General features: G+C 71.8%; 22 protein-coding genes and 3 pseudogenes. 8 read left to right on the forward strand and 17 right to left on the reverse strand.

Features of this window, described 5'->3' with window-relative positions; all coding sequences use genetic code 11:
• Position 1: 1 nt before the first annotated feature.
• Genes DMB66_RS29340 through DMB66_RS29350 form a run of 3 tightly spaced genes read right to left on the reverse strand, consistent with a single transcriptional unit; the run spans position 2 to position 3,741 of the window.
• On the reverse strand, positions 2-1,870 hold the full coding sequence (locus DMB66_RS29340; RefSeq protein ID WP_125807350.1) for an ABC transporter ATP-binding protein: 1,869 nt from the start codon (positions 1,868-1,870) through the stop codon (positions 2-4).
• A gap of 33 nt (positions 1,871-1,903) precedes the next feature.
• A complete protein-coding gene (locus DMB66_RS29345) occupies positions 1,904-2,863 on the reverse strand; it encodes a sensor histidine kinase (protein WP_125807351.1) in 960 nt (319 codons plus the stop codon).
• 5 nt (positions 2,864-2,868) lie between these two features.
• On the reverse strand, positions 2,869-3,741 hold the full coding sequence (locus DMB66_RS29350; RefSeq protein ID WP_125807352.1) for an MEDS domain-containing protein: 873 nt from the start codon (positions 3,739-3,741) through the stop codon (positions 2,869-2,871).
• A 123-nt stretch (positions 3,742-3,864) separates the two neighbouring features.
• Between DMB66_RS29350 and DMB66_RS29355 the strand changes: the two genes are divergently transcribed.
• The gene (locus tag DMB66_RS29355; protein ID WP_125807353.1) at positions 3,865-4,611 is read left to right on the forward strand and encodes a PP2C family serine/threonine-protein phosphatase; all 747 of its coding nucleotides are present in this window, start codon (positions 3,865-3,867) and stop codon (positions 4,609-4,611) included.
• Here DMB66_RS29355 and DMB66_RS29360 read toward each other — a convergent pair.
• On the reverse strand, positions 4,608-5,849 hold the full coding sequence (locus DMB66_RS29360; protein WP_125807354.1) for a sensor histidine kinase: 1,242 nt from the start codon (positions 5,847-5,849) through the stop codon (positions 4,608-4,610). The genes DMB66_RS29355 and DMB66_RS29360 overlap by 4 nt on opposite strands.
• Positions 5,850-6,066: 217 nt before the next feature.
• Here DMB66_RS29360 and DMB66_RS29365 point away from each other — a divergent pair, with 217 nt between their 5' ends.
• Both DMB66_RS29365 and DMB66_RS29370 read left to right on the forward strand, forming a co-directional pair.
• The gene (locus DMB66_RS29365; RefSeq protein ID WP_125807355.1) at positions 6,067-7,419 is read left to right on the forward strand and encodes a hypothetical protein; all 1,353 of its coding nucleotides are present in this window, start codon (positions 6,067-6,069) and stop codon (positions 7,417-7,419) included.
• An 18-nt stretch (positions 7,420-7,437) separates the two neighbouring features.
• Positions 7,438-8,838, forward strand: coding sequence for an MFS transporter (locus DMB66_RS29370; protein WP_125807356.1), 1,401 nt, complete (start codon positions 7,438-7,440; stop codon positions 8,836-8,838).
• 1 nt (position 8,839) lies between these two features.
• Here the strand turns inward: DMB66_RS29370 and DMB66_RS29375 are convergent, their stop codons facing one another.
• From DMB66_RS29375 to DMB66_RS64130, 4 genes and pseudogenes are all read right to left on the reverse strand, one after another.
• Positions 8,840-9,712, reverse strand: a complete 873-nt coding sequence (locus DMB66_RS29375; RefSeq protein WP_125807357.1) for a hypothetical protein — start codon at positions 9,710-9,712, stop codon at positions 8,840-8,842.
• Positions 9,713-9,836: 124 nt separating this feature from the next.
• Positions 9,837-10,310, reverse strand: coding sequence for a nitroreductase family deazaflavin-dependent oxidoreductase (locus DMB66_RS29380; protein ID WP_125807358.1), 474 nt, complete (start codon positions 10,308-10,310; stop codon positions 9,837-9,839).
• A 13-nt stretch (positions 10,311-10,323) separates the two neighbouring features.
• A complete protein-coding gene (locus tag DMB66_RS29385; protein ID WP_125807359.1) occupies positions 10,324-11,877 on the reverse strand; it encodes a GGDEF domain-containing protein in 1,554 nt (517 codons plus the stop codon).
• 47 nt (positions 11,878-11,924) lie between these two features.
• Positions 11,925-12,074 (reverse strand): annotated as a pseudogene (locus DMB66_RS64130) (AraC family transcriptional regulator); the annotation flags it as partial.
• 219 nt (positions 12,075-12,293) lie between these two features.
• Here DMB66_RS64130 and DMB66_RS29395 point away from each other — a divergent pair.
• The gene (locus tag DMB66_RS29395; RefSeq protein WP_125807360.1) at positions 12,294-12,869 is read left to right on the forward strand and encodes a hypothetical protein; all 576 of its coding nucleotides are present in this window, start codon (positions 12,294-12,296) and stop codon (positions 12,867-12,869) included.
• A gap of 100 nt (positions 12,870-12,969) precedes the next feature.
• Here DMB66_RS29395 and DMB66_RS29400 read toward each other — a convergent pair whose 3' ends face one another.
• From DMB66_RS29400 to DMB66_RS29410, 3 genes are read right to left on the reverse strand one after another with little or no spacing between them, the layout of a single operon-like run.
• Positions 12,970-13,557 (reverse strand): copper resistance CopC family protein, encoded by a 588-nt coding sequence (locus DMB66_RS29400; protein WP_125807361.1) that lies wholly within the window; start codon positions 13,555-13,557, stop codon positions 12,970-12,972.
• A complete protein-coding gene (locus DMB66_RS29405) occupies positions 13,554-14,720 on the reverse strand; it encodes a Dyp-type peroxidase (protein ID WP_125807362.1) in 1,167 nt (388 codons plus the stop codon). The genes DMB66_RS29400 and DMB66_RS29405 overlap by 4 nt, the downstream gene beginning before the upstream one ends.
• 17 nt (positions 14,721-14,737) lie before the next feature.
• Positions 14,738-15,337 carry a copper chaperone PCu(A)C gene (locus DMB66_RS29410; RefSeq protein WP_125807363.1) on the reverse strand — a complete coding sequence of 200 codons (600 nt, stop codon included), beginning with the start codon at positions 15,335-15,337 and terminating at the stop codon, positions 14,738-14,740.
• Positions 15,338-15,499: 162 nt separating this feature from the next.
• Here DMB66_RS29410 and DMB66_RS29415 point away from each other — a divergent pair, with 162 nt between their 5' ends.
• Together DMB66_RS29415 and DMB66_RS66050 are read left to right on the forward strand one after the other, a co-directional pair.
• Positions 15,500-16,060 carry a sigma-70 family RNA polymerase sigma factor gene (locus tag DMB66_RS29415; protein WP_125807364.1) on the forward strand — a complete coding sequence of 187 codons (561 nt, stop codon included), beginning with the start codon at positions 15,500-15,502 and terminating at the stop codon, positions 16,058-16,060.
• Between the two features lie 159 nt (positions 16,061-16,219).
• Positions 16,220-16,330 (forward strand): annotated as a pseudogene (locus DMB66_RS66050) (hypothetical protein); the annotation flags it as partial.
• Positions 16,331-16,540: 210 nt separating this feature from the next.
• Here DMB66_RS66050 and DMB66_RS66055 read toward each other — a convergent pair.
• Together DMB66_RS66055 and DMB66_RS29425 are read right to left on the reverse strand one after the other, a co-directional pair.
• Positions 16,541-17,059 (reverse strand): annotated as a pseudogene (locus DMB66_RS66055) (class I SAM-dependent methyltransferase); the annotation flags it as partial.
• Positions 17,060-17,093: 34 nt separating this feature from the next.
• Entirely contained in the window at positions 17,094-17,291 is a 198-nt protein-coding gene (locus DMB66_RS29425; RefSeq protein ID WP_125807366.1) for a hypothetical protein, read from the reverse strand.
• 224 nt (positions 17,292-17,515) lie between these two features.
• On the opposite strand from DMB66_RS29425, the gene DMB66_RS29430 reads away from it, so the two are divergent.
• The gene (locus DMB66_RS29430; protein WP_125807367.1) at positions 17,516-18,295 is read left to right on the forward strand and encodes an SGNH/GDSL hydrolase family protein; all 780 of its coding nucleotides are present in this window, start codon (positions 17,516-17,518) and stop codon (positions 18,293-18,295) included.
• A gap of 4 nt (positions 18,296-18,299) precedes the next feature.
• Here the strand turns inward: DMB66_RS29430 and DMB66_RS29435 are convergent, their stop codons facing one another.
• The 3 genes from DMB66_RS29435 to DMB66_RS29445 all read right to left on the reverse strand — a co-directional run bounded on the left by DMB66_RS29435 (position 18,300) and on the right by DMB66_RS29445 (position 19,927).
• Positions 18,300-18,926 carry a hypothetical protein gene (locus DMB66_RS29435; protein ID WP_125807368.1) on the reverse strand — a complete coding sequence of 209 codons (627 nt, stop codon included), beginning with the start codon at positions 18,924-18,926 and terminating at the stop codon, positions 18,300-18,302.
• A 177-nt stretch (positions 18,927-19,103) separates the two neighbouring features.
• Positions 19,104-19,577, reverse strand: a complete 474-nt coding sequence (locus DMB66_RS29440) for an SRPBCC domain-containing protein (RefSeq protein ID WP_125807369.1) — start codon at positions 19,575-19,577, stop codon at positions 19,104-19,106.
• Positions 19,574-19,927 (reverse strand): helix-turn-helix domain-containing protein, encoded by a 354-nt coding sequence (locus tag DMB66_RS29445; RefSeq protein WP_125807370.1) that lies wholly within the window; start codon positions 19,925-19,927, stop codon positions 19,574-19,576. Before DMB66_RS29445 ends, DMB66_RS29440 begins: the two co-directional genes overlap by 4 nt.
• 43 nt (positions 19,928-19,970) lie before the next feature.
• Here DMB66_RS29445 and DMB66_RS29450 point away from each other — a divergent pair, with 43 nt between their 5' ends.
• Positions 19,971-20,594 (forward strand): dihydrofolate reductase family protein, encoded by a 624-nt coding sequence (locus tag DMB66_RS29450; RefSeq protein ID WP_125807371.1) that lies wholly within the window; start codon positions 19,971-19,973, stop codon positions 20,592-20,594.
• A 641-nt stretch (positions 20,595-21,235) separates the two neighbouring features.
• Here DMB66_RS29450 and DMB66_RS29455 read toward each other — a convergent pair.
• Positions 21,236-22,147, reverse strand: coding sequence for a phytanoyl-CoA dioxygenase family protein (locus DMB66_RS29455; RefSeq protein ID WP_233624919.1), 912 nt, complete (start codon positions 22,145-22,147; stop codon positions 21,236-21,238).
• Positions 22,148-22,188: the final 41 nt, after the last annotated feature.

The raw sequence follows: 22,188 nt of genomic DNA on the forward strand, positions 1-22,188 counted from the left end.
GTCAGGCGGGCACCGGCTGATCGAACTGGGTGCGGTAGAGCTCCGCGTACCGGCCACCACGGGCCAGCAGGTCGGGGTGCCGGCCGCGTTCCACCACCCGGCCGTCCTCCAGCACCAGGATCTGGTCGGCGGCGCGGATCGTCGACAGCCGGTGCGCGATGACCACGCTGGTCCGGCCGGTCAGGGCCGCGCCGAGCGCCGCCTGGACGGCCGACTCGGAGGTCGAGTCCAGGTGCGCGGTCGCCTCGTCGAGGATCACCACGCGCGGGCGCGACAGCAGCAGCCGGGCGATGGTGAGCCGCTGGCGCTCGCCGCCGGAGAGGCGGTATCCCCGCTCGCCGACGACCGTCTCCAGACCGTCGGGCAGCGAGTTGATCAGATCAGCCAGCTGGGCGCGGCGCAGCACGTCCCAGAGGTCGTCCTCGGTCGCATCCGGCCGGGCGAACAGCAGGTTCGCCCGGATCGAGTCGTGCAACAGGTGGCCGTCCTGGGTGACCACGCCGACGGCATCGCGGATCGTGTCGGCGGTCAGGTCGCGCACGTCCTGCTCGGACAGCCGGACCGCACCCGCCTCCACGTCGTAGAGCCGCGGCAGCAGTTGCGCGATGGTCGACTTACCCGCACCGGACGAGCCGACCAGCGCCACCAGCTGTCCCGGCTCGGCACGGAACGAGACGCCGTGCAGCACCTCCTCGCCGCCGCGGGTGTCGAGCTTCGCCACATCCTCCAGCGAGGCCAGCGACACCTTGTCGGCCGACGGGTAGCCGAAGCGGACGTCGTCGAACTCCACCGCCACCGGGCCGTCGGGCAGCGCCCGGGCGTCCGGCTTGTCCTCGATCATCGGCTTGAGGTCGAGGATCTCGAAGACCCGCTCGAAGCTCACCAGGGCGCTCATGATCTCCACCCGGGCGCTGGCCAGCGAGGTCAGCGGCGCGTACAGCCGGGACAGCAGCAGGGCGAGCGCGACGACCGTGCCGGCGTCGAGCTGCCCGCGGATGGCGTAGACGCCGCCGAGGCCGTACACCAGAGCCAGCGCGAGCGAACCGACCACCGTGAGCGCGGTGATGAAGACCCACTGCAACATCGCGGTACGGATGCCGATGTCACGCACGCGCCACGCGCGGGCGGCGAACTCGGCCGACTCCTCGGCCGGCCGCCCGTAGAGCTTGACCAGCGTCGCGCCGGGCGCCGAGAACTTCTCCGTCATCCGGGTGCTCATCGCCGCGTTGTGCTCGGCCGCCTCGCGTTCGAGCTGGGCCAGCCGGCGACCCATCCGCCGGGCCGGCAGCACGAAGATCGGCAGCAGGACCAGGGCCAGCAGCGTGATCTTCCACGAGAAGGTCAGCATCACGGCCAGCGTCAGGAGCAAGGTGACGGTGTTGCCCACCACGCCGGAGAGCGTGTCACTGAACGCCTGCTGCGCCCCGATGACGTCGTTGTTGAGCCGGGACACCAGGGCGCCGGTGCGCGTCCGGGTGAAGAAGGCGACCGGCATCCGCTGCACGTGGTCGAAGACCGAGGTCCGCAGGTCGACGATCAGGCCCTCGCCGATCCGGGCCGACTGGTATCGGGTGATCAGGCCCAGGCCGGCCTCGGCCAGCGCGATCACCGCGATCGCCACCGCCAGCCAGACCACCGTCGAGGTCCCGGTGCCGGACACGATCGCGTCGATCACCCGGCCGGCCAGCACCGGCGCCGCCACCGTCAGCACCGCCGCGACCACGCTCGAGGCCAGAAACCAGGCGAGGAGCCGGCGGTGCGGGCGCGCGAACCCGCCGATCCGCTTCAGGGTCGCCTTGGAGAAGGGCCGTTGATCGCGCTGGTGCATCGCGTGGTGCAGGGACATCCATGCGGTGACTTCCATACTCATACGGCGAAGCTAAAACCTGGAGAAAGGTTGAGGTCAAGGCGTTATCGCTGACCTGTTGTCGTGGAGAGTGACGGCGAACCGGACCACCGTCGTCGCGCCGCACTGGCCGATCGCCAGCGCGTCGCAGAGCTGCTGGGCGATCCACAGGCCCCGGCCGCCGGCCAGCGCCTGGACCGGTGGCCGGTAACCGAGCAGCGGATCCGCCAGGCCGGGTCCGCCGTCGCTGACCTCGCAGGTGACCGTCCGGTCGCGGACCCAGATGCGCAGGTAGCGAGGCTCGTGGCCGTGCCGGATGCTGTTGGCGGCGATCTCGCTCATCGCGAGCATCAGGTCGTCACCGCGGTGCAGGCCGGACCAGCCGTAGGCCGCCACGAGCGTCGCCAGGCTGTGCCGGGCGACCGCGACGTCGTCCTTGAGCTCCATGGTGATCGCGGGCGGTCCGGCGACTGCCGGCATCGGCTCGGGCACCGTACGGAGAAACTGCTCGGCCGGCAGGTAGCTGTCGCTGTCCCGCCGGTTCGGATGGGCCATCACGGTCGGGTGCGTACGCCGGGCGTCGCCCAGCAGCGCGGCGGGCAGCGCCCGGGTGTCGTACGGGCAGACGATCCAGGCGGGCGCCTGGGCGAACACCTGGTTGAGCGCCGCCTCGTACCGAGTCCAGGTCGGGTGCCGCTCGTCGGCGCCGAACCCGACCTCGCCGATCAGGCGCATGTACCGGTGGCCGCGCTCGATCGCGCCCGCCAGCAGCCGCTGCCAGCCCGCCACGGTGCTCGCCGGCCGCTCATACCACTCATCGCGGTCGATGAAAGACACCGCGCTGGCGTCGGCGCCCAGGGCCTCGCGCAGCAGCGCGATGTTGGCTCGGGTCACCGCCGCCGTCACCGCGTCGCCCCGCTCCAACCCTTCCCGGACGAACGGCACGAGCGCGGTGACAAGGTCCTCATCGCTGTTGTAGAACAGCGCGTCGTGAGTCAACGTCGTGGCGGGCGGCATCGGTTTCAGGTCACCTCGATGAAGGATTCGACGCGGTCGAACTCGGCCAGGCGCCAGATCCGGCGAAACGTGGGTGAGGCCCCGCGGATCCTGGCCTGCCCGGCGTGGCGGACGAGGGTCTGGCAGGCGCGCGCGATCGCCCGCATCCCGGCCACGTCGACGAAGTCCAGATCGGTCACGTCGAGCACGCCGGACCGGGAGCGCCGGGCGGCCACGACGAGCGCCTCGTCGAGGTCGGCGGCGAAGGTCAGATCCAGATCCCCGCTCAGCCGGATCGCGCCGTCGCGCTGACCACCCGCCTGGAAGCCGGTCGTCTCCGCGCGGGAGGTGTCGGGCGCGCGGTGCGAGTGCATCGCCTCGATGAGGGCGAGTTGGCGGGGCTGCCAGGCCCGCCGTTCGTACAGGCACAGGGCGGCGAACGGGAGCTGGGCGGCCAGGAGGTCTGCGCCCAGCTCGTACCCGGGCCAGGCCCGCTGTGCCTCCGGGTGGCGGTGCAGCCACCCCACGTCCGAGGCCACCCGCAGTCCCCCGTACCCGTCGTCCAGGGCCGCCTGCACGGCCACGGCATGTGCCGCCAGCCGCCGCTGCGGGTCGAAGAGGGCTTCGCCCGCGTATGCGTCCTCGGCCAGACCGAAGATCAACTGCCCGCGGGCGGTGAGCGCGTCAACCGCGACGCCGTCGGCGGCGAGATCGGCCGCGACCTGCTCGCAGTGCTCGGGTGACGCGCCGTAGAACCCGACCCGCTCCCCGCGGCTCAGCCCGAGGCCGAGATAGCGCGTCAGGCGCGGACCCCGCTCGACCGAGGCGTCGGACACCCAGCACGCATGATCGTGTAGTTCAAGATCTTCCACCCGGGAAGGCGCATCGATCGGCGGCATAGCGTCTACGCACTTCCTTGCTAGTGCCCGGCGGCTGGAAAGGGATGGCCACCTCAGGCTAGCGCCTGGCCGGCCGTGGCGCGTCGCGACAGAGGCTAACCTGATGGACCGGAGGCGACCCAGATGGAGATCAGCACAGCGACGTGGACGGTCGGGAAGCAACGGTTGACCACGGCCGCGGGCAGCGTCGTCGGTAACCGATACCGCGACAACTACGACGTGCTGCACCTGGACGACACCCGGCCGCTCGCGGTGGTGGCCGACGGGATGGGCGACGGTCCGGGCAGCCGGGCCGCCGGGCGTACCGCGGTGGAGGTCTTCGTCCGGCAGGCCGTGGCCGCCCACGGAGCGGGCGCGCTGCGCGCCGCGGTGGCCGCCGTCCAGCAGGCGGTGCGCGAGGCGGGCCGCGGCCTGCCCGGTCTCACCGGGTGCACGCTGACCGCATTCGTCGGCGATCCGGCCGCGGACGACAGCTCGGCCTGGCTGGTGCAGCTGGGCGACTCGCGGGCCTACCGGCTCCGCGACGGCCTGCTCGAACTGCTCACCGTCGACCACACCGCCGCCTGGCTCGGCCTGCTGAACGGCTGGTTCACTCCGGAATCGCCGGAGGGCCGCGCCGCCCGCTACCGGCTGACCCGGTACGCCGGGCATCCGGACGTACCGGAACCGGATCTGCTCAATGTCGGCCTGCGGCCCGGCGACTTGTTTCTGCTCTGCACCGACGGGATCTCCGACCAGGTGAGCTACGAACGCCTGGCGGAGCTGCTCGCCGCCGCCACGAACCTGGCGGCGGCGGTCGAGGCCCTGCTCGGCGACAGCCTGCTGATCGGCGACGACAACGCGACGGCGGCGCTCGTCCGGGTGGGCTAGGCGCTCGGCGCTTGCGGGACCGCCGCCGGCAATGCCGCCGATGTCGGCAGGGTCAGGACGACCTCGAAGCCGCCCTCCGGTCGCGGGCCGGCGGTGAGCGCCCCGCCGTACAGCTCGGCACGCTCGCGCATGCCGAGCAGTCCGTGGCCGCCGGGCACCCCGCCGCTGGCCGGCGCCGGCCGCCCGTCGTCGGTGATCCGGACGGTCAGCCGCTCGGCGCCGTGATGCAGGGTGATGGTCGCGTGCGCCTGGGCGGCGTGCTTGAGGATGTTCGTCAAGCTCTCCTGGATCACCCGGTACGCGCAGAGGTCGATGCCCGGCGGCAGCCGGCGCGGGCGGCCGGTGACCACCAGCTCGACCGGCACCCCGGCGGCGACGATCCGCTCGGTGAGCTGGTCGAGCTGGTCGAGGCCGGGTGCCGGGGGCGTAGGTTCGGCCGTCCCCGGCCTGCGGGACTCGTCGGCCTCGCCCGGCTCGTCGGGTCGCAACCGCAGGATGAACAGCAAACGGCGCAGCTCGTCGAGGGCCTCGCTGTTGGTGCCCAGCACGGTGTTCAGCGCCGTACGGGCGGTCGGCGGGTCGGACTCCAGGACGTAGAGCGCGAGCCCGGCGTGGACGGAGATGACCGACATGTGGTGGGCGACGACGTCGTGCAGCTCTCGGGCGACCCGGACCCGCTCGTCGACGATCGCGCGCCGGGCCCGCTGCTCCTGTTCGTACTCCAGGCGCAGGGTGAGCTCGGTGAGCTGCCGGTTGCGGATGGCCAGCTGCTGCGCGCCGTACCCGAAGCCGATGATGATGCCGGTCCACACCGTCCCCTGGAGCGCGGCGAGGCCGGGCGTGTTACTCCCCGCGTAGACCCACACGCCGGTCGCGAGCGCCGCGCCCGCGGCCGCCACCCGGACCCGGCGCAGTTCGGCGACGGCGTACAGCGCCAGCAGCATGCCCGGGCTGTTCACCACCGCCGGGTAGCCCAGCGCTATGTATTCCAGCCACACCGCGCAATACACGATCAGGACGGTCGCCGGCGCCCGCCGCCGGGCCACCAGCAACGCGGTGAGCAGCACTGTCAGCGCGGTGGCCCGGGCGTCGACCGGACGCATGCCGTCGGCGTCCTGGCTGCCGAGGGCAAGGCCGACGGCCCCGGTCACGAAGGCCAGCACACAGTCCAGGATCAGCGGATAGCGGTCGAGCAGCCGCAGTCCGTGCGCCAGCCAGGTCGTCGATCGGGCGAACATGCGCGAACCGTAGTCCACAGCGGACCCGACCGGCGGGCGAAGCCGCGCCACGACAACCGCGCCGCCAGCCGGCCCGGCGGGCCGCGGGAAAGAAAAACCCCCGTTCTCAGCGTCCACTGTCGCCCAACGGCGCCCGTCCGAGCGTCTCGGTAGGTATCAGCGCGCCCGAGTCATGCCTTTTGATCGTTTAACTCAATCACGGGGATCGAGTAAACACGTGGAAACCGAGAACGCTCAACACGCTGGAGCCCGCCCGCCGGCGTCCCGCGCCAGGCGGGGCCTGATCGAGACGGCCTGGCTGCTCCTGATCATGGTGATCGCCACCCTGCTCTTCTTCGCCCGGTACGAGGATCCGCGGCGCATCGCCGGCGGGGACAGCTTCTGGTACATGAGACAGGCATTGATCTTCACCGGGGTGGACCCTGAGACGGCTCGGCTCCAGGCGGCGCAGCAGGTGTGCCGGGACGCGAACCGGTCATTCCGCGCGAGCAAAGAGACGTCGAGGTGCGAGCTGTACACCAGCACCGGCTTCTCGCCCCGGTATGTCGCCATCTTCGACAGCCGGCCGGGCTACCCGATGTTCGCCGCCCCCTTCGTCGCGACCCTGGGGGCGTGGACCGGCATGATGGCCGCGACCCTGGTGCTGGCGCTGATCGCGGCCGTGCTGGCATACCTGGCGGTCTGGCTCGCCAGCGGCCTGCGCCTGGCGGGGGTGTTCGCCGCGGCGATCCTGTTCATCCTGCCGTCGGGCTTCGCCATGACCCGGATGATGACCGAGGGCGGCGTCCTCGGCGGGTATCTCGCCGTCGTGCTCGGCGCCACGCTGCTGTCGCGCGGCCGCCGGCTCGGCCTGCCGATCGTGATCGTCGCGCTGACCTGGCTCTTCCTGGTCCGCTCGGCCAGCGGGATGGCGATGGCCCTGACGTTGCTCGCCGCCGGCGTCGTCACCGCGTTCGGCCGCGGGCACCGGCGGCCGGGCCTGACGATGGGTGCGGTCGGCGTGCTGGCCGTCGCCGCCTGGCAGGCACTCAGCAAGGTGCTGCACCTGCCCGGCCTGAACGACACGATCCAGGACTACGCGACCGGCCACTTCAAGCTGCACGCCGACGTCGCCGACCCGATCGGCTGGCTGATCGAGCGGAACCTCACCTTCTGGCCGGAGCAGCTCGCGGCCGAGGCGGCCGTGCCGACCACCATCGCCGCGCTGGGTTTCGCCGTCGCGGTGCTCCTGCTGCGGATGCGGGTCGCCGCCGTACCGTGGATCTTCACGGGGTTGACCGGGGTGATGATGGTCGTGGCACATCCGATGATCACGCAGTACGACCGCCTGATGGTGCCGCTGTGGCTCCCGGTGGCCTGCGCCTTCGGCTACGCGGCGGCGCTCGCGATCGGTCGCCGGGCACCGGCGGCCGCGGCCCGGCCGGCCGGCGAGCCACCGGCGCGACAAGCCACCCAGGAACCCACCCCGCTGCTTCCTCACCAGGCCGAACGCGTTCCCCGCCGGGTCGAGCACGAACGTGGCCCAGCGGCGCCGGCGCTCCGAATACGGCTGGACATCAACCGGGCTTGAGGTCATACAGTCTGCTTCATGAACGTCATCCGCGGGCACCAGAAGGTGTTCTACCAACTGCTGGGCAGCACCCTGCTGGTGTCGGTCATCAACTTCACGGTCTGGTTCGCGATCACCTTCTACGTCTATCTGCAGACCCGGTCGGTCTTCGCCACCGGCATGGTCGCCGGGATCTTCCTCGTGATGACGGCCACGACCGGCATCTGGTTCGGCAGCCTGGTCGACCACCACGCCAAGAAGACGATGATGCAGGTGTCGGCGGCGGCGTCGTTCGTGCTCTACGGCGTGGCTTTCGCGGTTTACCAGTTCGCACCGCGCGAATCGTTCACCGACCCGACGAGCGTCGCGCTGTGGGCCCTCATCGTGCCGCTGATGGTCGGCGTCATCGCCGGCAACATCCGCACGATCGCGCTGTCGACGCTGGTGACCGTGCTGATCGCGGCGGACACCAGGGACCGGGCCAACGGGCTGGTGGGCACGGCATCGGGCGTGTCGTTCCTGGTGACGTCGGTGATCAGCGGGTTGCTCGTGGCCCTCGGTGGCATGTTCTGGGTGCTGGTCCTGGCGCTGGCGGCGCTCGCCGTCGCGCTGGTGCACCTGGCCCTCGTCCCGGTGCCCGAGCGCTCGGAGGCACCGGTCGCCGCCGACGGGGCCGCGTCCGCCGACGGAGCGACGCCGGCGGTCGCCCCGAAGCACACGGTGGACCTGCGGGGCACCATCCGGGTGGTCGGCGAGGTGCCCGGGCTGGCGGCGCTGATCCTCTTCTCCGCGTTCAACAACTTCCTCGGCGGCGTGTTCATGGCGCTCATGGACGCGTACGGGTTGTCGTTGGTCTCGGTCCAGACCTGGGGACTGCTCTGGGGGGTGATGAGCACGGGTTTCATCATCGGCGGGCTCCTCATCGCCCGGACCGGCCTGGGCCGGAACCCGGTCCGGCTGCTGCTGCTCGTCAACCTCGTGCTGTGGGTCGTGACCATCCTGTTCCCGCTCCGGTCCTCGATCATCCTGCTCTCCGCGGGCATGTACGCGTACATGCTGCTCGTGCCGTACGCGGAGGCCGCCGAGCAGACGATCCTGCAGACGGTCGTGCCCTATGAGCGGCAGGGGCGGGTATTCGGCTTCGCGCAGAGCGTCGAGCAGGCCGCGTCGCCGCTGACCGCGTTCCTGATCTCGCCGATCGCCCAGTTCGTGTTCATCCCGTTCATGACCGACGGCGGGGGCGCGCGGGCGATCGGCGGCTGGTTCGGCACCGGAGCCGACCGCGGCCTCGCGCTCGTCTTCGTGCTGACCGGCGTCATCGGCCTGCTCGCCACCATCCTGGCGCTGGGCAGCGGCCCGTACCGGCGGCTGAGCCACCGCTACCTTGCGGGCCCGGCGCCGGCCGCCGAGCCGGCGACGGCGGAGCCCCGGCAGAGATAGCTCAGGTGCGGTGGTGCTTTTTCACGAAGGTGTAGCCGGGCGCCAGCGGGCTGGCGACCTGCTCGCTCTCGACGGCCCGCTCGTGCAGCGTGAGCTGCTTCTCCGACGGCTGGGCGCCGGGCGGCAGCTTGCGGACGAAGCCGTTGACCCAGTGGTCACGGCGGTCGGTGCCCTCGGCCTCGGGATCCGCATCGGGATCCCCGGGGTACGGGGCCGGCTCGACCAGCGGCGCGTAGAAGAGCATCTCGGCGGATTTCTGGCCGTCGACGGCGGGATAGGTGGGATAACCCGCCGCGTCGACGCTGCCGGGCACCCGGGTGAGGTAACCCTCGCGGATGAGTTGGTCAACGGCGTTGCGGAGCAGGAAGGACCCGCGGGCTCCCCGGCCGAGCCCGCACAGCGCGGCAAGGCCCGACTCGGCGAGCACGGCGCTGCCGTCGGAGAAGACGCGGCCCTGCTTGCGCACCGCGTGCATCACCTGCCCCCGGTTCGACGTGGTCACGTTGAACTCGCGGGTGACGACCCTCGGGTCGTACTCGTGGAAGTAGTCGACGCCGTCGACCCGCATCGGCTCTTCCAGGGGCGCGGTGCGCACGACGACCTCGTCCTTGGTCGACTGCCACACGACGGTGACGAGCACGCCGGGCCGCAGCTCCGCCGGCCAGGTGATGTCGCCGAACTGCCACTCGACGTCCTGCGACAGGGAGGTCTCGAAGACCTGCCGGGTGGGCGTGAGACCGTGGTCACGGTGCTCCAGCACGAGCGCGATGCGCTCCCGGTGGCGCAGAACCTCGACGCACTCTTCCGGTACGGCGCAGACGCCGCCGTCGAGATCGGCCTGCCACAGAGCGAATCGACGGGTCACCTTCGTCATGATCCACCTCCGTGTTCCCCAGCGCGAACCGAACATACCTCGCCGCTTAGGCTCCGCCGCCGAGCTCGGCCTCACCCCGGACGGGGCTCACGCGTGAATGAGCCCATCGCCTGATCCCGGCGCGTCAGCTGTCGGGCGTGAGCCGGAAGATCCGGATCTCGCGGCCCTCGGCGCGCTCGGCGTACGCCGCGTAGCCCGGCCAGATCCGCTGCACCACGGCCCAGAGGCGGTCCCGCTCGGCGCCGGTGGTCAGCGTCGCGCGCACCCCGAACTCTCGTTCGCCGAGGGTGACCCGGGCGTTCGGCTGCGCGATCAGGTTCGCCGACCAGGCCGGATGGCTCGGCTGGCCCCAGTTCGAGCCGACCACGACGTAGCCGTCCCCGTCGGTGGCGTACAGCAGCGGTTGGGTGCGGGGCAGGCCCGACTTACGGCCGGTCGTGGTGATCAGCAGCGACGGCAGCGCGTGCCGGCCGACGACCGACCAGCGTCCTCCGGTGAGCCGGTACAGCCGGCGGTCCAGCGGGGTCAGCAGGCGGCCGAGGGTGGCGAACCAGCGCTGGTTGCCCAGGCGCCGCAGCAGGGCGGTGTATCGCGACATCGGATCAGTATCACTATCGCGGCGCCGGCCAGGCCCGCAGGTTGGCCTCGACCCGGTTACGACCGCCGCGCTTGGCCGCGTACAGGGCCGCGTCGGCGGTCGCCAGCGCCTGTGCCTGGGTGACCATCCGATCGGCGACCGTCATGCCGACGCTGACCGTCACCGGCGTGTCGCCGGTCAGCGGCGACCAGTCGTGCTCGGCCACCGCGCGCCGCAGCTCCTCGACCCGCCGCACGGCCTGCGCCGCACCCTCCCCGGTCAGCACGACCAGGAACTCCTCGCCGCCGAGCCGGGCGGCGAAGCCCGGCACCGCGGCCGCGCCCAGCAGGCCGGCGATCCGCATCAGCACCTGGTCGCCGACGTCGTGCGACCAGGTGTCGTTGATCAGCTTGAAGTGATCCAGGTCGACCATCGCCACGGTCACCGGCGTGCCGGGAGCCGCCGCGAGCAGGCCGGGCAGGTGTTCGTCGACGAACCGGCGGTTGCCAAGGCCGGTCAGCGGGTCGAGCAGAGCCTGCTCCCGGAAGCGGTCCGCGTCGCGGCGGGCCTCGGCGGTCTCGAACATCGCGTGCCGGGTGCGCGCCTGCGCCTCCCGCTGCTCGGAGACCAGCACCTGCGAAGCCTCGTGGAACCGCTTGTAGGTGGTGAAGGCGAGGTCGAACCGGCCCCGGGCGGCGTGCAGTTCGGCCTGCTCCTGCAGCACCCGCACGCCGATGCCGGCCAGCTCGCGCTCCCGGCACAGCAGCGCGCACTCGTCGAGGCAGCGCTGGGCGTCCGCGACGTCGCCGCGATGCCGGTGTGCCACCGTCAGCGTCAGCAGGTATTCCGCGAGCGCGTCGGCGTCGTCCATGCCGGAGAAGGCGTGGTCCTGCACGTTCGCCTCGGCGGTGAGGACGGCGTCGGTATGCCGGCCCAGGGCGATCTGGATGCGGGCCAGCGTGTCCACGGCGTCCGGGGTGAGCCGCTGCCCGGCCCGGTCGGTCGCCGACCGCAGCCGCCGCATGGTGTCCCAGGCCTGCTCGGCGTGCCCGGCGACGTAGTCGGCGTAGGCGAAGTTGTTGAGCACCACGAGCAGCATCTCGGTGTCGCCGGCGGCCAGGGCGACCCGTTCGGCCTGCCGGTAGCGCTCGCGGAACGCCGACACGGAACCGTCCATGGCCAGGTCGTCCGCGAGCTTCACGAGCAGCACGGCACGCATCCGCGGTGGGCTGTCGTCGTCGAGGAAGCCCACCGCGAGCACGGCGTGTTCCAGCCCGGTGGCGGTGTCGCCGAGGTTGTCGTAGATCGCCGACAGCTGCTGGTGGCTGCGGGCCAGCAGCGTACGGTGACCACGCTCGGCGGCCCAGCTGTTGACGGCCCAGCACATCCGCGCCGACAACGCGAGGTCGCCGCCGCGCCGGTGCATGTTGGCTTGGATCAGCCGGGCGCGTACCACCGAGGCCTCATCGCCCTGCGCGGCGGCAGCCAGCTCGAGCTGCTGCGCCCGGGCCAGGATGTGCCCGATGTCCGCGCCGAAGCGGTCCTCCAGCGAACCCAGCTCGGCGGCCAGATCAGCTGGACTGCTCATGTCAGCCATTATCGGCACCGGGAAACCGGGATCCGAGCGATCCGCCGAAGTGCCGCCACCGTCCACGGATACGCCGGGTCGGCGTGCAACATGCGCAGGGCCGGGCCGACCACCGGATCACCGTGCGCGCGGTACCAGGCCGGAACCGCGGCGCCGGGGCGGGTGAACCACGCGCGCAGCGCGCTGATGAGCATCAGGAACTGCCGCCGGACAGCACCGCGACTTCGCCCGCGGCGCTGCCAACCGGGGCGGGCTGGCGGCAGCAGCCGGGCGGCCGAGTGCCGGAACCATCGGGGGCCGGCGAGCGACTATCCCGGTGAGTAGGAGCTGGTCCTCGACGATACGGAGCACAACGCATGGGAGCCGATGCCCGCCCTCCGGCACCACGAGCCGCCGGCTCCCGGTACTGCCGGAGCGTGCGGCGTCGCACCGCGATCCCGGGCACCCGGCTGACGGCCCGCCACGTCGGCGGTCGAATCGTCGTGCTGCCCCGGCTCGCGCCCCGGCCCCCGGCGCGGAAGGTGTCGCGCGCCGGCCCGGTGACAGTCACGGTCGCGGTGGCGGCGCTGATCGTCTGCGTGACGCTCCTGCTCAACGGCGTCGAGGTCGCGCCGCCGCGGGCCGAGGGCCCGTGCCCGGCGCGAACCTCGGTCACCGCGGTCGCGGGCGGGCACAGCCTGCAGGTCCGCCGCGAGCAGACCGACGACTTCACCGCCCTCGTTCATCTGTGCGCCAGCTCTTCCCTGGGGCCGGTCCGGAGCTGGTCGATCGGCGTGGACGCGCCCGCGCGAGCGGCCGCTTCGGTGGCCGGTCCGGTGGCCGGGACAGTGGCCGGTCCGTTGGCCGGGACGGTGGCCGTCCAGCGGCTCGGTGACCGGCTCGCGCTGGCCATAGCCCCGATGGCGGCCGACCGGCGCGCCACCCTGACCGTCACGACCGTGCCCCGGACCGGACCGCCGATCACGTTCCTCGTCGACGTGGCCGTCGGCTGAGACACGGCCTTCTCCCGGGCTGCATCCGGGCCTCCTCCCGGGGCTGCATCCGGGCCTTCTCCCGGGCTGCATCCGGGCTACGTCCAGGCCTTCTCCCAGGCTATGTCCGGGCCGCGACCGCCCGGCGCCGTCTGGACACGTACAGGTAGCCGGCGCCCGCCGCGAGGACCACGCCCAGCCCGATGAGCGCGATGGGCATGCCGTCGGCGGCGCCGCCGGACCCGGCCGCCGGCGCCACGGCGACCGTGGGAGCGGAAGCGGAAGCGGGCGGCGCGGCCTCGGGAGCGGAGGCCGCGGCGGACGGTGCGGCATCGGCTGCCGGCGCGGACGGGTCGGCGACGGTGAAGGTGTACTTGCCCTGCACGGTGTGCCCGTCGACGGACACCACGCGGTATGCGACCTGGTATGCGCCGTTGCCGAGCGCCTGGTCGAGCGTCACCGTCGCGGACTTGGCCTTGATGGTGGGCGCGGACGCGGGGATGGGCCGTTTCGCGGCGTCGCTGACCACGATGGTGGTGAAGTCGGGGTTGAGGCGCTGCAGGAAGGCGAGGGTCACCGCCGTGGGTGCCTTGCGCAGCACGGCGTTGCGGTCCGGCTTGGCGGAGACGAGCTGGTTGTGGGCCAGGGCCGGGCCGGCGGGCAACAGCACCACACAGACCGCGGCGAGGACGAGCAGGAGTCTTCTCATGCCAGCTCCTGCTCGCCGATCCAGCCGCCCTCGGCGCAGCCGGGCGGAATCGCGAAGACGGCGGAGCCGATCGGGGTTATCCATTCGTTCAACAGGTCCTTGTCGGCGAGGCGTTGCTGGATGGGCAGGAACTGACGGACGATGTCACGCTGATAGGCGGCGAAGATCAACCCGCTGTCGGGGTGACCGGCCGCGTTCGGCGCGCCGTCATAGTTGTACGGCCGGCGCAGGATCTTCAGCGCCGGATCGCTCACGTGCGCGCGGGTGACGTGCGAGTAGTCCGGCATCACCGGCAGCCCGGACGCGTCGAGGGCGGTGAAGTCCGGCTCGTCGTGCTCGTGCCGCCCGCTCAGCGGCGCGCCGGCGGCCATCGTACGGCCGACGGCGTTCTCCTTGTCGGCGACGCTGAGCAGGTCCCACTTCTCGATCTCGGCGCGGATGCGGCGCACCACCAGCGTGGAGGAACCGTCCGGGTTCCAGACCGCGGCGTCGAGCACCGCGTCGCGCGGATTGGCGGTGCCGTCGAGCTGGCCGAGCAGGTTGCGCTGGGTGTGCGTCGGCGCCTGCACTCCGGGGCTGCGCCGGAAGCCCTGCTGCACCCAGCGGACTGCCGCGAACGGACGCGCGTCCTTGATCAGCATGCGCTGGGTGTGCGCGACGGTCAGCGGGTCGTCGGCGCAGACCTGCAGCAGCAGGTCGCCGCCGGACCACCGGGGCTCCAGGCGGTCGATGGGAAACTTCGGCAGCTCGGCGACGGGCACCGCCAGCCCGGCCGCCCGGTAGAGGCCCGGGCCGAAGCCGAAGGTGACGGTGAGCCGGGCGGGCAGCGACGCCAGGTCCGCCTCGGTGTCGCCCAGCGCGGGAATGCCCTGGGTCAGGCGGGCGGCGTCGTCGGTCAGCAGGCGCAGCAACCGGCCCAGCGCGCGCCGGTCCGTGCCGGCCGGGAGGGTGAAGGCGACGAACGCGGCGTGCGCGGGTGGGTCCTGGCTCACCCCGGCCTGGCGCGGACCGTGGAACGCCACGGTGGCCGTACCGGTGTCAAGGGCCGCGGCGGCGGCGACCGGGACCGGGGTGTCCCGGCCGGCGGCGGCGACGGCACCGGCGCCGGCCGCCGCGCCGAGACCGGCGACCGCACCCCCGGCGAGCAGGCGGCGCCTGCTCACCGCGACAGGCCGGGCGGTCACGGCGCGGCGCTTGCCATCGGCGACATCGGCATGCCGGAGGCGGGCATCGACATGCCCGGGTCGTAGCTCTCGCCCGCCCCGGCGAACGGCTTGGCGATCGCGGTGAACGGCAGCGTGGTGCCGTCGCCCAGCTTCAGGGTGAACGGCACCTGGTCGCCGGCCTCGATGGCGGCGCTCGGATTCATCAGCATCAGGTGGTCGCCGCCCGGGCCCAGCTCATGGGTGGACTTGGCCTTGATGACGAAACCGCCCTCCTTGGGCTGCATCACCATCTTGCCTTCCTTGGTGGTCATCTCGTGCAGCTCCATCGGCGACGCCGTGGATTCGGCGCCGACCACGGTGATGTCGGCGCCGGTGTCGTTGACGAGAATGGCGAACGCGGCGGTCATCGTCCCGGCCTTCGCGGCCTTCACCCACGGGTCCTTGACGGTCAGCGTCGCGGCGACCGCGCCCGCGGACGGCGTGGCGGCGGGGGTGCCGCCGCTCGCGGCGCTGCTGTCACCGCAACCGGTGAGGCCGAGGGTGCTCAGCGCACCGGCGAGCGCGAACGCCGCGAGCGCCCGTCGTCGAGTGCCGCCGGCCAGGGTGTTCTGCATCGTGTTCCCGCCTCCATCGTGGGTGTCGATGCGTTGGTCGCGGAGCGGGGCGGCGAAGTTCCCGGTGGCCGCCGGTGTTTCGTCCGCGCGAGGGCACTTGAACCATTCCGGCAGCGGGCCCGTACCTGGTCACAGACGTCCTACGAGAGGAAACCGCAGGCCATGCCGGAGCACGAACTCACCGCGCTCGCGTACGCCGCCGCGCGCGGCGACCGGGATGCCCTGACCAGCCTGATCCGCGCCACCCAGCGTGATCTCATGCGGTTCCTCGGGCCCCTGTCCAGCACCGGGGACGTCGAGGATCTGACGCAGGAGACGTACCTGCGCGCGGTGCGGGCGCTGCCCGACTTCGCCGGGCGCTCCTCGGTGCGGACCTGGCTGTTCGCCATCGGCCGCCGGGTGGCCGCGGACGCCGTACGCCAGGCCACCCGGCGCCCCCGGGTGGCCGTCCTGCCCGACTGGCAGCCAGCCGCCGACGCCGCCGCCTCGTCCGGTCACGCCCGGTTCGAGGAACAGCACGCGCTCAACGACCTGCTCGCCGGCCTCGCCCCGGAGCGGCGGGAGGCCTTCGTCGCGACCCAGCTCGCCGGGCTGTCGTACGCCGAGGCCGCGGAGGTCTGCGGCTGCCCGGTCGGCACCATCCGCTCCCGCGTGGCCCGCGCCCGCGAGGACCTCGTGGCCGCGATGCGCGACGGCCGGTCCGCCGGTCACGCCGCAGGCTGAGCCCGCCCGACGGCGTCATCGGCCGGCGGTTCGGCGGGCGACCAGCAGATATCGCTCCGCGTCGTCGGTGTAGGTGGTGTGCTCCAGCGCCAGCCCTACGGCCCGCAGGTCGGCGACCAACTCGTCGTGGCCGAACGGCCAGTATGCGAGCCGCTCCTGGTGGGTGGTGACGGCGACGACGCCGGCTCCACGATCGGACTCGCCATCGGCTCCACCACCGGCTCCACAATCGGTTTCGCCACCGGCTCCACCACCGGCTCCACCACCGGCTCCGCCATCGGTTTCGCCATCGGTTTCGCCATCGGTTTCGCCATCGGCGAAGAGTGCGACAGCCACGTCGACGTGGTCCGGCCGCTCGGCGGAGTCGGACAGATCCCAGCTGTACAGCACCAGTCCCGTGCGGCCCGCGCGCCGGGTCAGGCTGTCGGCCACCCGCAGCCCCGGGCCCTGTGCCCGGACCAGGTCCCAGTTGCGCGACGTCAGCGCCAGCACGCCGCCCGCGCTCAGCACACCGGCCATGGCGGACAATGCGGCGCGGCGTGGGCCCGACGGTCCAACATGGGCGATGGAGTTGCCGACGCAGAAGACCGCGTCGAACGGCTCCCGCCAGCCCTGCCGGCCGAGCGCCGTCCAATCGCAGGTGACCGCCGGGAGATCGACGTTGCGCTCGGCGGCCAGCGCCCGCGTCCGCTCCACCATGGCCGGACTGAGGTCGGCGGCGACCGCAGCGAAACCGCGCAGCGCCAGCCCGACGGCGAGCTGTCCGGTGCCGGCAGCGCAGTCGAGGACCCGGCCGCCGGCCGGGAGGTGGTCGACGACGCTCGCGAACGCGTCGGCGGCGCCCTCGGGAGTCAGCAGCGGCTCGGGCACCAGCCACTCGTACACGTCGGCCAGCGTGTCGTAGGCGACGGGTGAGGTGGTCACCACACCAACGATAGGGGGCGTTCCGCCCACGTTCCGCGCGTTGCGGGCCGGCCGGCCATGCGGGCCCAGGGCCACGCGGAGCGGTCGCGCGGGCGGTCGCGCGGGCGGGTCAGAGGACGGCGGCGACGGCCAGCAACAGCGCCGAGATGCCGACCGCGAGCAGGCCGATCCGGATCACGGCCGCGTCGGTCAGGATCGCCAGCAGCTGGGCGCGTCCCGGCTCCGGGCGGTGCGGCAGTTGCGCGGCCCGGCCGGAATGCCAGTCGGTCCGCGGGAAGTCCGCCAGGACACTCGTGTCGTTTCCCATCGTCGTCTCCTCGGCTCGGCAGCGCCTTCCGCCGCGATGAGAACGACTATTCCGCCCGGCCGGCCCTCGCCGCATCGCCACTGAGCGGGGTTCCTCGGGCCGCCCCCTCCGACGAAAGTCGTAGCGGCCACCGTGCCGACCTGCCCCTGAGACAGATGATCCCGGCCCGAGCGGGCCGCCGGCCCGGGATTAGCCTGTCCGGAGTCGATGACGGAGGCGGTTTCATGCGGTACGCGGCGATCGGGGACAGCTTCAGCGAAGGCGTCGGTGACGAACTGCCGGACGGTTCGGTGCGGGGCTGGACGGATCTGGTCGCCGCCGGGCTCAGCGCCGGACTGGCCGACCGGGGCGAGCGCCTGGAGTATGCCAACCTGGCCATCCGGGGCCGGCTGCTGCGACCCATCGTCACCACCCAGCTCGACGCCGTCCTCGCCCTGCAGCCGGCCGCCGACCTGATCACCTTCAACGGCGGCGGCAACGACATGATGCGCCCGGGGGTCGACCTGGCCGACCTGGTCGCGATGATCGAGCAGGCCATCCGGCGGTGCGCCGAAGCGGGCGTACGCCTGGTGGTGCTCAGCGGCGCGGACCCCACCGGGCAGCTGCCGTTCGGCCGGACGATCCGGCGCCGTGGCGACTATCTCACCGCGGCGACCGCCGAGGTCTGCGCCCTGCACGACGTGACCATGGTCAATGTCTTCGACGACGAGGAGATCCGCGACCACCGGTACTGGTCCCCGGACCGGCTGCACCTCAACAGCGTCGGCCACCGGCGGGTCGCCGATCTGGTGCTGCACGCGCTGGGCTTCGGGGAATTCCCCGGTCCGGCCGCGCCCGGGGCCGCGGGGCGGCGCCGGATCGCGGACAACGTCCGTTACTACGGGGAGCACGTCCTGCCCTGGATCCAGCGCCGGCTGCGCGGCCGCTCGTCGGGTGACGACCGGAACCCCAAGCACGCCCGGTGGGAGCTCATCGAGCCGCCCACCCAGAGCCCGCTGCGCTGAGCCGTCACGGCACCGCGCCCGCCTCGGTCTCCTCGACCGCCGCCGCGTGGCGGCGGGCCTCGGTCACGGCAGCCATCAGCCGGTCCCATTCCGGATCCGGACGGAACGGCCCGACCGGCAGACCCGCGCCTACCCGGGCCCAGGTGTATTCCCACCAGGCCGCGACCCGCACCGGCCACAACCCCACCCGTACGGCGCCGGCGAGGAAGCAGCGGTGCACCAGCAGCGTGGCGGCGAGGATCTCCGGCTCCAGCTCCAGGTGAGGATCGTCGATCGCCCGGCCGAGCGCCCGCACGTCGCGGTGCATCTCCGAGTACGCGATCAGGTTCGGCATCGAGGGGACCGTCATCTCGGCCCCCTTCTCCAGCATGTCGGCCGCGTAGGCGGGCATGAAGACGACGTCGTCGACGGTGATGATCAGCGGCAGCTCCTCGTGCCCGCGGCGAACCCCGAGCTCGACGCCCGGCCGGCCGTCGGGCGCGAGGATCAGGTCGTGGTTCAGCACGTCGCCCGCCGCCAGGCGGACGGCGTCACCGATCGCCGGCACCCGCGCGACCAGCACACCGGTCTCGATCGAGACCTCGGTGCCGGGCACCTCATCCACCAGCCGCGCGAGTTCCTCAACGTCCATGACCCGGTTATACCCAACGGTCGCGAACCCACCACCGCCGGTAGGGCGGAATCCGGCTGTCGCGGTGGGCGCTACCGGGCCATCGGCCCGGCGCCCAGGACGTCCGTGATCTGTTCGACCACGACGGTCAGGCCCGCTCGTAGCCCAGGACCTGGGTAATCTGTTCGACCACGGCCGTCAGGCCTGCTCGTAGCCCAGGACCTGGGTGATCTGTTCGACCGCGGCGGTGAGGCCCTGCTCGTAGCCCATCCCGATCAGCTGGTCCATCGCGCCGGCGGTCGGGAAGGTCGTCACGATCACCATCCGGGTGGCGCCGCCGGGGCGCTCCTCGATCCCGACCCGGACGAGCAAGGCCGGGATGCCGGGATCACCGAGCTCGAGCTCCAATCCGTACGGCGCGGTCACGGCCAGCACCCGCCACCAGCCGGGCGACCGCTCGCCGTCCGGTCCGGTCACGAAGTACGAGACCTTTCCGCCCGGCCGCAGGTCGTGCTCGACCACGGTGGCCGGGTGGGTCGGCGGGCCCCACCACCGTTCGAGCCGGCGCGGATCCGCCCAGAGCTGCCAGACCCCGGCGGCGGTGGCGGCGAACTCCGCCGTGAGGGTCATCGTGCGAGCCTCGGGATCCTTGTGGACGCTGGTGACGGTCATGCGGGGTCTCCCGGGTTCGGATCCTCGGCGAGGATCGCGCCGAATCGGTCCAGCCGGTCACGCCAGACCACCTCAAGCTGGTCGAGCAACCGCGCGGCCCGCCGAACGGTGTCGACGTTGCCGGTGACGAGCTGCTCGCGGCCGCTCCGGCGCTTGGTGACGAGCGCGGCCCGCTCCAGCACGGCGACATGCTTCTGGACCGCCGCGAACGTCATCGGATAGAGCCGGGACAGCGCCGAGACCGAGTATTCATCGCGCAGGGTCCGCACCACGATGTCGCGCCGGGTGCCGTCGGCAAGCGCGTGGAACACGTCATCCAGCGCGCGCCGCTCGACCTCATCTACAACCATGTGGTAGTACGTTACCAGGCGAAGCCGAAGAGAAAGAGGCGCCATGAGACTGATCCTGATGGAATTCCTGTCCCTGGACGGCGTGACACAGGGCCCCGGGTCGCCGGACGAGGACACCAGCGACGGGTTCACCGGGGGCGGCTGGTTCGTCCCGCACCTGGACGACGCGTTCCTGCGGACGATCACCGGCTGGGTACGGGAGGCGGACGGCTTCCTGTTCGGCCGGCGAACGTACGAGAACTTCGCCCGGGACTGGCCAAAAGCGACCAACCCGGACGACGAGGTCGCCCGGCAGCTCAACGGCCGCCCCAAGTACGTGGCCTCGCGAACCCTGCGCACCGGCGACTGGGCACCGACAACCGTGCTGTCCGGCGACGTCGCGGCCCAGGTCAGCGACCTCAAGCGGCAGCCCGGCCGGGAGCTGCAGATCCACGGCAGCGCCCGGCTGGCGCAATCGCTGCTGGCCGCGGGGCTGATCGACGAGCTACGGCTGATCATCGCCCCGGTGGTGGTAGGCACGGGTCGCCGACTGTTCCCCGACGGCGGCACGCCGGCCGGCCTGCGACTGATGCGCAACGAGTCGACACCTGGCGGACTCGCGATCCACATCTACGAACCAGCCGGGCCACCGGCGACGGGCACTTACGACATTGACGACCGGCGCTGATCGACCGACATCGGGGCATGCCGGCCGCCGTCCCACAAGGCCACGTGGACGAACCCGCGGCGCGGCACGGCACGGCGGCACGGCACGGCGGGACGGCGACCCGGCTGGCTCCACTCCGCCACGGCATATCGTCGGCCATCGCTGGGCAGCACGGGGCTCAACCGGAGCATCCCCGCCGGAAATACCGGTATAACTCCTGCGACTCGGGCACTTGGCGGTGGGCATCGAGGGGATTCGCGAAATCTCCAAAGAGGCCAGAAATCGCCAAGATCTCCGCGCAGCGCCCTCGTTGAGCGCTTTGTCGGTGATGCCCCGAGGGGCCGGGGACGCCGTCTGGTTTCGGGGATCGAATGCGTCGCTCGCGAAAGCGCGCAGTCAGTCCGATTGCCTCGCCACGTCCTCCGATGAAAGCGTCTTTGACCGGATCGCGGGCGCCGATCCCGGCCGGTGCGTCAACCTTCCGACAGGCTCGCTGCGGTTCCTTGCGGCTCGCAGTCAAAGCCCACATGCTGCGGCAGAGACAACCGTCTCACGGAGCTATGCCGCATGCATGGTGAGCCGAGAGCGAACCCCGTCCGAACGTACGCGAATGGGCGGGATGAGGTTGAACGTAATACGGCTCGGTTGAATAGGTGAACCCGTCACCGCAGCCACGGGATGGAACGGTCGAGCAGGCCCCGCTCGCGGAGCTCTCGGCGCAGCGGGATGTCTTGGTCGACATAGCCGTCCCCCTTCACACCCCAGTAGTTGAGGTTGTCGGGTGCTTCGCCGAGCAGTTGCCGCTGCACCGGGGTGCGGTTGTTCCACCACTGGCTGGTTCGGTCGATCGGCATGTCGTCCAAGGGACGGATCCACCGGTAGGTGTAACCGACGAAGAGGATTTTCCGCGTCACCACGCTCGTGTTGGGCGAGCGAGAATGCCAGAGGCGACGATCGAAGATGAAGGCGTCACCGGGGTTGGCGGTGACCTCCATCGCGCCGCGCGGAGGCTCGTGTGGCTGCGAAGTGTCCGCCGGGCGGTCGAGACTGTTGCTCAGGTGGCTTCCCGGAATCACCATCGTGGCGCCCCGGCCGACGCGCGACAGATCGGACAGAACATAGCCGACCTTGAGCGAGAACATGGGCCGCGGCTGGGCGGGGTCCATGGTCTCCGGATCGGAATTCTGCCGGTAGCCGTCCTGATGCCAGCCCCAGGTCGGCGGTTCGTCGTCCGGCGTGGGCGGGGTGACATCCAGGTGGTTGTGGTGGGTGTAGATGTTCCAGCCGGCGATCCCCCACATGTACGGGAAGACGGTCGGAACGGTGAGCAGGTCACCGAATGCCTCGTCGCGCGGCAGAAAACCGAGCATGTGGAGTGCGCCGTTGTCTCGCACCCGGCCGGCGGACCGCTCCTCGGCATAGACCCGGTCGACCGCCGCTTCAAGGCGCTCGCGCTGCCCCTCGCTCAGCGCGCCACGGACGAGCGTGAGGCCGCGCTCAAGAAACTCGGCTCGCTGCTCGGACGTAATGGGTTCATACCCGCTCAGTGTTGCGACGTGACCATTGGATCGCACGGCTGGACTCGATTCACTGTAGACATCGTCGGGTTGCTACT

Source organism: Actinoplanes sp. ATCC 53533, from assembly GCF_003947245.1.

Excerpts from the sequence above, each read along its gene's own strand:
- DMB66_RS29340 (WP_125807350.1), bottom strand. The coding sequence starts at position 1,870 with ATGAGTATGGAAGTCACCGCATGGATGTCCCTGCACCACGCGATGCAC.
- DMB66_RS29415 (WP_125807364.1), top strand. The coding sequence starts at position 15,500 with ATGCCGGAGCACGAACTCACCGCGCTCGCGTACGCCGCCGCGCGCGGC.
- DMB66_RS29400 (WP_125807361.1), bottom strand. The coding sequence starts at position 13,557 with ATGAGAAGACTCCTGCTCGTCCTCGCCGCGGTCTGTGTGGTGCTGTTG.
- DMB66_RS29355 (WP_125807353.1), top strand. The coding sequence starts at position 3,865 with ATGGAGATCAGCACAGCGACGTGGACGGTCGGGAAGCAACGGTTGACC.
- DMB66_RS29440 (WP_125807369.1), bottom strand. The coding sequence starts at position 19,577 with ATGACCGTCACCAGCGTCCACAAGGATCCCGAGGCTCGCACGATGACC.
- DMB66_RS29430 (WP_125807367.1), top strand. The coding sequence starts at position 17,516 with ATGCGGTACGCGGCGATCGGGGACAGCTTCAGCGAAGGCGTCGGTGAC.
- DMB66_RS29425 (WP_125807366.1), bottom strand. The coding sequence starts at position 17,291 with ATGGGAAACGACACGAGTGTCCTGGCGGACTTCCCGCGGACCGACTGG.
- DMB66_RS29450 (WP_125807371.1), top strand. The coding sequence starts at position 19,971 with ATGAGACTGATCCTGATGGAATTCCTGTCCCTGGACGGCGTGACACAG.
- DMB66_RS29410 (WP_125807363.1), bottom strand. The coding sequence starts at position 15,337 with ATGCAGAACACCCTGGCCGGCGGCACTCGACGACGGGCGCTCGCGGCG.
- DMB66_RS29435 (WP_125807368.1), bottom strand. The coding sequence starts at position 18,926 with ATGGACGTTGAGGAACTCGCGCGGCTGGTGGATGAGGTGCCCGGCACC.
- DMB66_RS29370 (WP_125807356.1), top strand. The coding sequence starts at position 7,438 with ATGAACGTCATCCGCGGGCACCAGAAGGTGTTCTACCAACTGCTGGGC.
- DMB66_RS29375 (WP_125807357.1), bottom strand. The coding sequence starts at position 9,712 with ATGACGAAGGTGACCCGTCGATTCGCTCTGTGGCAGGCCGATCTCGAC.
- DMB66_RS29350 (WP_125807352.1), bottom strand. The coding sequence starts at position 3,741 with ATGCCGCCGATCGATGCGCCTTCCCGGGTGGAAGATCTTGAACTACAC.
- DMB66_RS29385 (WP_125807359.1), bottom strand. The coding sequence starts at position 11,877 with ATGAGCAGTCCAGCTGATCTGGCCGCCGAGCTGGGTTCGCTGGAGGAC.
- DMB66_RS29360 (WP_125807354.1), bottom strand. The coding sequence starts at position 5,849 with ATGTTCGCCCGATCGACGACCTGGCTGGCGCACGGACTGCGGCTGCTC.
- DMB66_RS29380 (WP_125807358.1), bottom strand. The coding sequence starts at position 10,310 with ATGTCGCGATACACCGCCCTGCTGCGGCGCCTGGGCAACCAGCGCTGG.
- DMB66_RS29445 (WP_125807370.1), bottom strand. The coding sequence starts at position 19,927 with ATGGTTGTAGATGAGGTCGAGCGGCGCGCGCTGGATGACGTGTTCCAC.
- DMB66_RS29345 (WP_125807351.1), bottom strand. The coding sequence starts at position 2,863 with ATGCCGCCCGCCACGACGTTGACTCACGACGCGCTGTTCTACAACAGC.